8 protein-coding genes are annotated in these 11,521 nt (G+C 74.2%); all 8 read right to left on the bottom strand.

All coding sequences use genetic code 11. The features are described 5' to 3' along the window. Positions 1-468 (bottom strand): response regulator (locus J5O08_RS19545; protein WP_218708577.1); only part of this gene is annotated, 468 nt, incomplete at its 3' end. A gap of 103 nt (positions 469-571) precedes the next feature. After that, positions 572-2,212, bottom strand: coding sequence for a methyl-accepting chemotaxis protein (locus J5O08_RS19540; protein ID WP_218708575.1), 1,641 nt, complete (start codon positions 2,210-2,212; stop codon positions 572-574). Then, positions 2,212-3,333, bottom strand: coding sequence for a multiple monosaccharide ABC transporter substrate-binding protein (gene chvE, locus J5O08_RS19535; protein WP_218708573.1), 1,122 nt, complete (start codon positions 3,331-3,333; stop codon positions 2,212-2,214). The genes J5O08_RS19540 and chvE overlap by 1 nt, the downstream gene beginning before the upstream one ends. 297 nt (positions 3,334-3,630) lie before the next feature. Beyond that, a complete protein-coding gene (locus tag J5O08_RS19530; RefSeq protein WP_218708572.1) occupies positions 3,631-5,235 on the bottom strand; it encodes a methyl-accepting chemotaxis protein in 1,605 nt (534 codons plus the stop codon). A gap of 224 nt (positions 5,236-5,459) precedes the next feature. After that, on the bottom strand, positions 5,460-7,190 hold the full coding sequence (locus J5O08_RS19525) for a methyl-accepting chemotaxis protein (protein WP_218708571.1): 1,731 nt from the start codon (positions 7,188-7,190) through the stop codon (positions 5,460-5,462). 170 nt (positions 7,191-7,360) lie between these two features. Next, the gene (locus J5O08_RS19520; protein ID WP_218708570.1) at positions 7,361-8,962 is read right to left on the bottom strand and encodes a methyl-accepting chemotaxis protein; all 1,602 of its coding nucleotides are present in this window, start codon (positions 8,960-8,962) and stop codon (positions 7,361-7,363) included. Between the two features lie 294 nt (positions 8,963-9,256). Continuing rightward, positions 9,257-9,673 carry a chemotaxis protein CheW gene (locus J5O08_RS19515; protein WP_147795556.1) on the bottom strand — a complete coding sequence of 139 codons (417 nt, stop codon included), beginning with the start codon at positions 9,671-9,673 and terminating at the stop codon, positions 9,257-9,259. After that, on the bottom strand, positions 9,670-11,521 hold a 1,852-nt coding region (locus tag J5O08_RS19510; protein ID WP_218708569.1), incomplete at its 5' end, for a chemotaxis protein CheA. The genes J5O08_RS19510 and J5O08_RS19515, both read right to left, overlap by 4 nt.

Raw genomic sequence — 11,521 nt, 5'->3', positions numbered from 1 at the left:
CGGTGCCGCGCCGGCGGCCGGGCCGCCCGCGGGCGGGAGCGCCCCTGCGGCCCCCGCCCGGTGCGGCACGAGCGCCTTGATCTTGGGGATGAGCTCGCTCGCGACCCGGTCCAGCGACTCCTGGACGCTGCCGACGTTCGCGGGCTTGGTCACGTAGTCCGTCGCGCCGGCGACGAGGGCGTCCAGGGTGGCGGACGCCCCGCGCTCGGTGAGCGTGGAGAACATGATGATCGGCATGGTGTGCCGGTTGCGGCGCAGCGCGCGCACCGCCTCGATGCCGTTCATCTCCGGCATCTCGATGTCCATGGTGACGAGGTCGGGGGCCAGCTGGTCGACCTTCGCGAGCGCGATGCGCCCGTTGGAGGCGAAGCCCACCACCTCGATGTCGGGGTCGCGCGAGAGCGAGTCCGTCACCAGCCGGCGGACGACGACCGAGTCGTCGACCACCAGCACACGGATCCTGGTCACGTCGTTCCCCTCACATGCGGACCGGCCGCACCGGCCGGGTTCGTGGTTCTGATCGGTCGGTGCGGCCGGTTCCTGAGCCGCCGGGGCGGCCCGGTGGGCGCCGTCAGTAGGTGAAACGCGCGACCCGCTCGTGCAGGTCGGCGGACAGCGACGCGAGGTCCCTGACCTGCGAGGACACCCCGCCCAGGACGTCCGCGGAGCGCGCCGCGGCGCCCGCGACGCCGGTGATGTTGCTGGCGATCTCACCCGACCCCGTGGCGGCCTCGGCGACGGACCGCGACATCTCGGTCGTGGTGGCCGTCTGCTCCTCCACGGCGCTCGCGATCGTCAGCTGGTAGTCGTTGATCGACGCGATGATCTGGGAGATCTCGCTGATCGCCGTGACGGCCGCGGTGGTGTCGTTCTGGATGGCCTCGACCCGGCGGGCGATGTCCTCCGTGGCCTTGGCGGTCTCCTGGGCGAGCTCCTTGACCTCGCCCGCGACGACGGCGAAGCCCTTGCCGGCCTCCCCGGCCCGGGCCGCCTCGATCGTCGCGTTCAGCGCCAGCAGGTTGGTCTGCTCGGCGATGCTCGTGATGACCTTGACGACGTTGCCGATCTCCTGGCTGGACACGCCCAGGCGGGCGACCTGGTCGTTGGTCGCGGCGGCGACGTCGGTCGCCTGGCTGGCCACCTTGGCGGCGTGCGAGGCGTTCTGCGCGATCTCCCGGATGCTGGCGCCCATCTGCTCCGCGCCGGCGGCGACCGCCTGCACGTTGCGGGACACCTGCTCGGCCGCCGCGGCGACCACGCCCGCCTGGGCCGAGGTCTCCTGGGAGCCCGCGACCACGTCGCCGTTCGACGCGGTGAGGCTGGCGGCGGTGGTCTCCACCGAGCCGGCAGCCTCCACCACGCCCGCGAGCGTCGTGCGCAGCGACTCCTGCGCCTGGTCGAGCGCCTCGGCCATCCGGCCGGTCTCGTCCCGCCACGGCACCGCCGTGGTCACGGTCAGGTCGCCCTCGGCCATCGCCTCGAGCGAGCCCTGCACGCTGCGCACCGCCCGGGTGATCCGGCGGATGACCAGCACCGCCAGCAGCCCGGACAGGGCCGCGCCGACGACGAACGCGGCGACCAGCGCGACGATCGTCCGGTCCACCTCCGCGCGGCTGTCGGCGAGGATCTGGTCCACCTGGGCGTCGACCTGGCCCTGCGCCAGCGCCAGCGCCCGACCCGCCCAGTCGGGGTCCGCCGAGGCGTCGGCCGCGAGCGCGGTGCGCAGGCCGGGCAGGTCCCCCGCCTGGACGAACGGCAGCAGCGTGCCGTCGCGGTAGGCGGTCCACGCGTCCCAGCGGGTCACGAAGTCGGCCCACTGCCGGGTGTCGGACTGCGGGTAGGCGTCGATGGCGTCGATCTGCGCGGCGACGTCGCGGTCGTTCCACGCGGACGACTCGAGCAGCTGCGCCTTCACCGAGTCGTCGGTCGCCTCGGCGGCGCGGTGCACCAGCAGGTGGCTGCGGGCCTGGGCGGTGCGCAGCTCGGACATCGCCGACTGCAGGTCGCCGGTCAGCCCGGACATCTCCTCCAGGTGCTGGCCCGCGCGGTACAGCGCCACGGCGCCGACGCCGCCGACGAGGGCGAACGTGCCGCCCAGGACGAGCAGCGAGACGGAGATCTTGAGCGCGATCGGGCGGTCCCAGAACCAGGACGCGCGGCTGCGCCGGGTGGCGGCCGGGGAGCCGGCCGGGGTGTGGTCGGTGGTGCGCATCAGCCCAGCTCCTCCGGCGAGTAGTAGCCGCCGTCCACGAGGACCTGGCGGTAGTTCTGCGACGTGACCACCTGCGGCGACAGCAGGTACGACGGGACGACCTTCACGCCGTTGTCGTACGAGGCGTTGTCGTTGGTCTCGGGCTCGGCGCCGTCCAGCAGCGCGCGCACCATCGAGACGGCGACCTCCGCGAGCTGGCGGGTGTCCTTGTAGACCGTGCCGTACTGCTCGCCCGCCGCGATCGACTTGGCGGAGGCCAGCTCGGCGTCCTGGCCGGTCACGACCGGCAGCGGCTGGTCGGCCGAGCCGTAGCCGATGCCCTTGACGGCGTCGAGGATCGCGATCGAGATGCCGTCGTACGGCGACAGCACGCCGTCGAGCCGCCGGTCCGCGTACCGCGGGAGCAGGGTCTGCATCCGGGCGGTGGCGTTCTTCGGGTCCCACGCCGCGGTGGCGATCGTCTGGAAGTCGGTCTCGCCGGACGGGACGACCAGCACCCCGGAGTCGAGGTACGGCTGCAGCACCTGCATCGCGCCGCTGTAGAACACCGAGGCGTTGTTGTCGTCGGTCGACCCGGCGAACAGCTCCACGTTGTAGGGGCCGGTCGCGCCGGTGGGCTCGCCGCCCGCGTCCAGGACGCCGAGGCCCTGGAGCAGCTGCGTCGCCTGCAGGACGCCGACCCGGGCGTTGTCGAACGTGGCGTAGTACGCGACGTCGGGGGACTCGCGGATCAGCCGGTCGTAGGCGATCACCGGGATGTCCGCCGCGGCCGCCTCCGCCAGGACGTCCTTGAGCGCGACGCCGTCGATGGAGCCGATCACCAGCGCGTCCGCGCCGGCCGCGATCATGTCCTCGAGCTGCTGCACCTGGGTGGGCACGTCGTTCTCGGCGTACTCCAGGTCGACGTCGTAGCCGAGCGCCTGCAGCTGGTCCTGGACGTTCTCACCGTCCGCGATCCACCGCTCCGACGTCGTCGTGGGCATCGCCACGCCGACCAGCGGGCGCGCGTCCGCGCTCCCCCCGGCGCCCACGGACCCGCAGCCCGCGACCGTCACCACCGCCGCCAGGGCGAGGGACGCGGCGAGCGCATTCCCCGCACGGCGACGCTTCCCGTGCCTCATCTCGACTCCCTCGTCCGATCCGGCGTGGGCGCCCCCTGGCGCCGCCGTGCCCCCTGGATCGACCGGGATCAGGCGGATGTGAGCGCTCCCGCGGGGGAAACGGGGGGTGAACGCGCGGCGGCGGGGCCGGCCGGCGCGTCCCGCGGCGCCGCACCTCTTCCGCGAGTGGGTAGGAGACACGTCGAGTGCCTACCCAGTGGGTAGGCACTCGACGTGTCGGATGTGCACTCGGCGGGGACCGGTCCGGCCGGGCCGCGCCGCTCGCCGCGGGCGGGCCGCTCGCCGCGGGCGGGCCGCTCAGTACGTGAAGCGGGCCACCCGGCCGCGCAGGTCCTCGGACATGCGCGCGAGCTCGCCGATCGAGTCGCCCATCTGGCCGAGCGTCTGCGACGAGGTCGCGGTCGCCGACGCGACGCCGGTGATGTTGGTGGCGATCTCCCCCGAGCCCGTCGCGGCCTCGGCCACCGAGCGGGACATCTCCGTGGTGGTCGCGGTCTGCTCCTCGACGGCCGACGCGATGGTCAGCTGGTAGTCGTTGATGCTCGCGATGATGTGGCTGATCTCGCCGATCGCGGTCACGGCGGCCCCGGTGTCGGCCTGGATCGCCTCGACGCGGCGGACGATGTCCTCGGTCGCCTTGGCGGTCTCCTGGGCCAGCTCCTTCACCTCGCCGGCGACGACGGCGAAGCCCTTGCCCGCCTCACCCGCGCGGGCCGCCTCGATGGTGGCGTTCAGCGCCAGCAGGTTGGTCTGCTCGGCGATGCTGGTGATGGCCTTGACGACGTTGCCGATCTCCTGGCTGGACTCGCCGAGCCGGGTGACCTGGTCGTTCGTGGCGGCCGCGACGTCGGTGGCCTGGCCGGCGACCTTGGCCGCCTGCGACGCGTTCTGTGCGATCTCGCGGATGGAGGCGCCCATCTCCTCGGCGCCGGCCGCGACGGTCTGCACGTTGCGGGACACCTGCTCGGCGGCGGCCGCGACGACACCGGCCTGGGCCGAGGTCTCGTCGGAGCCGGCGACGACCTGGTGCGAGGCCACGGACAGCTCCTCGGCGGCCGCGGCGACCGTCTGGGCGGTCTCGACGACGCCCGACACGAGGCCGCGGAGGCTGGTCTGCGTGCGCTCGAGGTCGACCGCGAGGGTGCCGATCTCGTCCCGCCCGGTGACGCCCGACGGCACCGTCAGGTCGCCGTCGCCGGCCGCCGCCAGGGCGTGCGAGACGCCGCCGATCCGGCGGACGATGCCGCGGGCGACCACCCAGGCCAGCGCGGTCGCGGCGACCGCGCCGACCAGCGCGACCAGGATCGTGATCCACACCGAGCGGGCGCCCAGGGCGTCCGTCTGCTCGGCCAGAGCCGCCGCCTGCTCCCCCTGCGAGGTGGTCTCGACCTGCATCGCGTCCATGACGCCGGTGGTCAGCGGGCGGACGGTGTCGTTGAAGTACGTGCCGAACCCCTCGGTGTCGCCCTCGTCCGCCATCGGGAACAGGGTGTCCTCGGCGGCGGCGTAGTAGGCGTCCAAGGCCGCGACCATCGTGTCGACGTCGTCCTGGCTGACGGCGTTCTCCCGGTAGGCCTCGATCTGGGCGGCCAGGTCGGCCTGGCGCTCGGTGAGCTCGTCGGTCAGGGTCGCGCGGGTCTCCGCGTCGGCGATGCCGTACTGGATCACCCGGGCGCGGTCGCCCTGGAACGAGCGCTGGATCTCGGTGAGCTGCTGCAGCGGCGTGACGTTGCCCGTGTACATCTCGGCGGCGTCGGCGCGGAGCGTGCGCAGCGAGCCGATCGCCACGGCGGTCACGACCGCGGTCATCGCCACCATCACGAGCACCGCGGTGAGGATCTTGACCAGCACCGGGCGGTCGGCCCAGAGCCGGCGCGGGGAGCCGTCGTGCTGCACGCTCATCTGTCGTTCCTTCGTCGAGAGGGGGACCTTCGTCCTCTCCATCGGCCGCGACGGCGGGCGCGCGAGCGGTTCTGCCGCTCAGCGAGCGGGTGGAATGCGCCGCCCCACGCCGAGAGGGCAACCGACACGTCGAGCGAGCAGACGGTGGCTGCTCGCTCGACGTGTCGACTACTCGCTCGGCGCGGGGCGCGGGGCGGAGCGCGGCGCGGGGCCGCGCGCCCGGCTCAGTAGCGGAAGCCCGCCACGCGGGCGCGCAGGTCCTCGGACATCCGGGCCAGCTCGCCGATCGAGCCGCCCATCTGGTTGAGCGTCTGCGAGGACTCCGCGGCCGCGGCGGCGACCCCGGTGATGTTGGTGGCGATCTCCCCCGAGCCGGTGGCCGCCTCGGCGACGGACCGGGACATCTCGTTGGTGGTCGCCGTCTGCTCCTCGACCGCGCTGGCGATCGTCAGCTGGTAGTCGTTGATCGACGCGATGATCTGGGAGATCTCGCTGATCGCGGCGACCGCGCCGGTGGTGTCGCCCTGGATGGCCTCGACCCGGCGGGCGATGTCCTCCGTGGCCTTGGCGGTCTCCTGCGCGAGCTCCTTGACCTCGCCGGCGACGACGGCGAAGCCCTTGCCGGCCTCCCCCGCCCGGGCCGCCTCGATCGTCGCGTTCAGCGCCAGCAGGTTGGTCTGCTCCGCGATGGTCGTGATGACCTTGACGACGTTGCCGATCTCCTGGCTGGACACGCCCAGGCGCGCGACCTGGTCGTTGGTCGTCCTGGCGACGTCGGTGGCCTGGCCGGCGATCCGCGCGGCCTGGGTGGAGTTCTGCGCGATCTCCCGGATCGAGGCACCCATCTGCTCGGCGCCCGCGGCGACGGTCTGCACGTTGCGGGACACCTGCTCGGCCGCCGCGGCGACGACGCCCGCCTGCGCGGAGGTCTCGTCCGAGCCGGCGACCACCTGGTGGGACGCGGCGGACAGCTCCTCGGCCGCGGCGGCGACCGTCTGGGCCGTCTCGACCACGCCCGACACCGTGGCGCGGAGGTTCTCCTGGGCGCGGGTCACGGCCCGGGCCATCTGGCCGAGCTCGTCCGCGGAGTCGACGGCGGGGACGACCGTGAGGTCGCCGTCGGCCATCGCCTCGACCGCACGCTGGACCTCGGTCACCTGGCGCCGGATCACCTGGGCGATTACCAGGCCGACCGCGCCGACCAGCAGCACGCCGGCCGACAGCACGAACAGCAGCACCCGGGCGCCGGAGGTGGCCTGGGCCGAGGCGCTGTCCGCGGTCTGCCGCAGGAAGTCGTCCGCGCTCTTCTCGGCGGCGTCGAGACCGGCGATCATCGCGTCGACCGCGGTCCGGGCCTCGCCCTCGTTGACGGCGTCGAACGCGGCGTCGTCACCGGCGAACGCCGCCGGCACCAGCTGCTCGTCCCGGATCTGCCGGTACTGCGCCCACGCGGCCTGGAAGTCGGCCCACCCCGGCACCTCGATGCCGCCGAGGCCCTCCTCGAACGCGTCCGCCGCGGCCTGCAGGTCCGCGTCCGTCGCGGCGATCTCGTCCAGGGCCTCCTGCTGGTCGGCCTCGGTCGTCGACTCGCCCGCGCCCGCCTCGGCGATGACCATGCGCGCCTTGATCTCCTCCTGGTGCACCAGGGCCAGCGGCGCGATGACGTCGGAGGCCACGCCCTGCACGGTCCCGGTCTCGCCCGCCAGGGCGCTCATGCGCACGGAGGCGAAGACGCCCGTGCCTGCGACCACCGCGACCACGAGGGCCAGCAGCAGCAGGATCTTGGTGCGGACCCCCCGGTCGACGAACAGGGCCGCGGTGCGGCCGGTGCGGCGACCGGGCGAGGCCGGCGCGCCGGCGGTGCGTGCGGGCACGGACCCGCCCGGGCCGCGCGGCGTGGGCACGCGGTCGAGGGCGGCCGTCGACGGCTTCCTCGACGTCGTGGTGACGCTCATGGTGGCTCCTCAGAACTGGGCGTTGTCCCCTGCTGCGCCTCCGATCGTCCGGCGGGGGTCGCGCGTGAGCCCCGGCCCGGGGTGAACCCGGGGCGAAGCCCGCCTGAACCACCGCCGGCCGCGGCGCCCCCTCGTCGGGGGTGCCGCGGCCGGGTCGGGGGCGCGAGGGCTCAGTAGGTGAAGCGGGCCACGCGTCCGCGCAGGTCCTCGGACAGCCGGGCGAGCTCGCCGATCGAGTCGCCCATCTGGTTGAGGGTCTGGGAGGACTGCGTCGCGGCGGACGCCACCCCGGTGATGTTGGTGGCGATCTCGCCCGAGCCTGTCGCGGCCTCGGCGACCGACCGCGACATCTCCGTGGTCGTCGCCGTCTGCTCCTCGACCGCCGACGCGATCGTCAGCTGGTAGTCGTTGATCGACGCGATGATGTGCGAGATCTCGCCGATCGCCCCGACCGCGCCGCTGGTGTCGGCCTGGATGGCCTCGACCCGGCGCGCGATGTCCTCGGTCGCCTTCGCGGTCTCCTGCGCGAGCTCCTTGACCTCGCCGGCCACGACCGCGAACCCCTTGCCCGCCTCACCGGCCCGCGCCGCCTCGATGGTGGCGTTCAGCGCGAGCAGGTTGGTCTGCTCCGCGATCGAGGTGATCACCTTCACCACGTTCCCGATCTCCTGGGACGACGTGCCCAGGCGGGCGACCTGGTCGTTGGTGACCGCCGCGGCGTCGGTGGCCTGGCCGGCGACCTTCGCCGCCTGCGAGGCGTTCTGCGCGATCTCCCGGATCGAGGCGCCCATCTGCTCGGCGCCCGCCGCCACGGTCTGCACGTTCCGCGACACCTGCTCCGCGGCCGCCGCGACGACGCCCGCCTGCGCGCTGGTCTCGTCCGAGCCCGCCACGACCTGGGTCGACGCGGCCGACAGCTCCTCGGCCGCCGCGGCGACGGTCTGCGCCGTCTCGACGACGCCGGACACCACGCCGCGCAGGCTCCCCTGGGCGGTGGCGAGCGAGCGGGCCATGTCGCCCAGCTCGTCGGCGGTGCGCACGTCGGCGCGGACGGTGAGGTCGCCCTCGGCCATCGCCTCGAGCGCGTGCCGCACCTGGCCGGCGCCCTGCGCGAGCCGCCGCGACACGACGAACCCGGTCGCCAGCACGAGCGCCAGGCCCACGACCAGCAGCACGACCACCGTGACGAGGGTGCGGGTCACCAGGGCGGACGCCTCGTCGGTGCTCGCGTCGGCGACCTCGGCCACCGACTGGTTCTCCAGCGCGATCGCGTCCGCGGCGATCGTCGTCTGCGGCAGGATCTCGGCGCGGTAGAACGCCGCCGCGCCGGTCACGTCGCCCTCGTCGGCCATCGGGAACAGCTCGTCCTGCGCCAGGCGGACCATCTCGTTCCAGCCCGAGTCGAAGTCGGACCACGCCTGGTCGTTCACCGCGAGGTCGTCGTACGCGGCCTGCTGGTCCTGGATCTTCGTCACGTACTCCGCGAGCTGGTCGCGCAGGTCCGCGCGGACGTCCGGCGCCGCCGCCGGGTACTCGACCATCCGCGCGCGGCCCGCCTGGAGCGCCCGCTGCAGGTCGCTGACCTGGCCGAGCTGGGCGACGTACGCGCCCTCCTTGGCGACCTCGTCGCGCAGCTGCACGAGGCTGGTCGCCGCCGCGACGACGACGAGCACGGCCACGAGGCCGGCGGCGGCGAGCAGGCCGAGCACCTTGCCGGCGATGGACAGCCGCAGCCCGCGGGCGCGGGACGGGGCGGTGGCGGTTCGGGACATGGACGCTCCAGGCGCGTGCGGGGCGACGCGACCCGCGCGACTGCGCACGGGCCGGGCGCGTCGCCGGGTCGCCCACCCCATCGGCAGCGCCCTGACCTGCATGACCATCGTCCCGGGTGAAGCCGCGCGGGCCGGGGGACGCGGACGGGCCCGCGCCGCCCCGCCTACCGTTCCCGGCCGCACCCACGGCGACCGTCGTGGGCGCGGCGGGAGACCGTAGGCGGGGCGGCCGGGCAGCACGACGGCCCTGCCGGGCACGCGTGCTGTGTGCCCGGCAGGGCCGTGCGTCGTCGGTCAGGCCGCGGTGGCCTGGTCGACGTCGAGGACCAGCAGCAGCCGGCCGTCGAGCTTGTGCGCCCCGAGGATCAGCGGGCGCAGCGCGGCGTCGAGCGTCTCCGGCGGGGCCTCGAACGTCTCGGGGCCCACCTCCATGACGTCGCCGATCTCGTCGACCAGCAGGCTCACGGGCTCCCCCGCCACCTGCACGACGACCATCATCGGCTCCGCGTCCTCGCCGAGCGGCTCCAGGCCGAGGCGGGGGCGCAGGTCGACCGTGAGGACGACCTGGCCGCGGAGGTTCACCAGACCGGCGACGGCCGGCGGGGACAGCGGCACGCGGGTGCGGACGTGCGAGCGCAGCGCCTCCTGGACCCGGGTGACGTCGACCCCGTACAGGCTCCCGCCGAGGCTGAACGTGACGTACTGGCTCATCGGGTGGCTCCCACCAGCTCGGACCCGCCGACCTGCGTCGGGAGGTCGTCGTACGTGGAGCGGTGCTCGGGCCGCTCGTCGTAGAACGCCGCGTCCGCGGCGAGGATCGCGCGGCGCACGTCCAGCAGCTCCGTGACCTTGTCGCCGAGCACCGTGGAGCCGACCAGGCCGGCGTCCTCGATGTCGGAGTGCCGGGCCGAGTCGTCGTCGACGATGTCCACGATCTCCCGGACCACGAGGCCGACGCTGCGGCCCGCGCGGCTGTAGACGACCAGCAGCAGCTCGGACGACTCCTCGGACCCGTAGGCACCGAGGATCCGGTCGAGGCGGGCCAGCGGCAGGATCGTCCCGCGGTACTGCACGACCTCCCGGCCGCCGACGTACTCGACCTGGTCGGCCTGCACGTGCTCCAGGCGGGCGACCGACGCGAGCGGCATGGCGACCTGACGGCCGCCGCCGATCCCGACGACCAGCACCTGCTGGGTGTCGCGGATCGCGTTCGCCGCGGCGTTGTCGTGCGCGTCCCGGGCGGCGACGTCGAGCTCGCCGGCCAGGGCGCGGCGGGCGATGGCCTGCACGTCCAGGATCAGCGCGACATGGCCGTCGCCCAGGACGGTCGCGCCGGAGTACGCGCCGATCGCCTTGAGGCGGGCGGACAGCGGCTTGACCACGATCTCCTCGGTGTTCAGCACCCGGTCGACCAGGAGGCCGAACCGCTGCTGGTCCGACTGGACGACGGCGATGACCGCGTTCTCCGGGCGCTCGCCGCCGACCTCGAGGACCTCCGAGAGCGACACCAGCGGCAGCAGCTCCCCGCGCAGCCGGTACACGGCCGCCTCGTGGATGTGCTCGATGCCGGACTCCGAGCGCTGCGAGTCGAGCGCCACCAGCTCCAGCAGGTTCACCTGCGGGATCGCGTACAGGTCGCCGCTGCACTCCACCGTCAGCGCCGGCATGATCGCCAGCGTCAGCGGGATGCGCAGCCGCCACGTCGTGCCGCGGCCCACGACCGAGTCGACCTCGACCGCGCCGCCGATCGACTCGATCTTGGTGCGGACGACGTCCATGCCGACGCCGCGGCCGGACACGTTGGACACGACCTCGGCCGTCGAGAAGCCCGGCAGGAACAGCAGCTGCAGCAGGTCGGCCTGGCCCATCGACGCGACCTGGTCGGCCGTGCGCAGGCCCTTCTGGACCGCCTTGGCGCCGATCTTCTCCGGGTCGATGCCCCGGCCGTCGTCGGCGACCTCCACGACGACCTGGCCGGACGCGTGGTACGCGCGCAGGCCCAGGACGCCCTTCGGCGCCTTGCCCGCGGCGACGCGGTCCGCCGAGGCCTCGATGCCGTGGTCGACCGCGTTGCGCACCAGGTGCGTCAGCGGGTCCTTCACGGCCTCCAGCAGGCTGCGGTCGAGCTCGGTGTCACCGCCGGACAGCTCCAGCTGCACCTCGCGGTGGCAGGCGGCCGCGACGTCGCGCACCATGCGCGGCATCTTCGACCACAGGTGCTCGATGGGCTGCATGCGGGTCTTCATGACCCCCTCCTGCAGCTCGCCGGCGATGAGGTTCAGGCGCTGCGCGGAGCGGGCGAGGTCGACGTCGTCGGTGCCCGTCGCGAGGCGGCTGATCTGGTTGCGGGCCAGGACCAGCTCGCCGACCTGGCGCATGAGGGCGTCGAGCAGGTCGACGTCCACGCGGATCGACGCGTCGGCGGCGCCGCCGCGGAGCGAGCCGAGCTCCTCGGTCGGGGCGGCGGGCGCGGCGGCGGCCGGGGCCGGTGCCGGGACGGGCGCCGGGGCGGCGGCCGGTGCCGGCGCAGCGACGGGCGCGGGGGCCACGGCCTCGACG

Origin of the sequence: Cellulomonas sp. PS-H5 (assembly GCF_019265565.1) — a bacterium.
In the GTDB taxonomy this organism is placed as follows: Bacteria; Actinomycetota; Actinomycetes; order Actinomycetales; family Cellulomonadaceae; genus Cellulomonas.
This window is presented reverse-complemented; position numbering and strand designations above follow the sequence as displayed.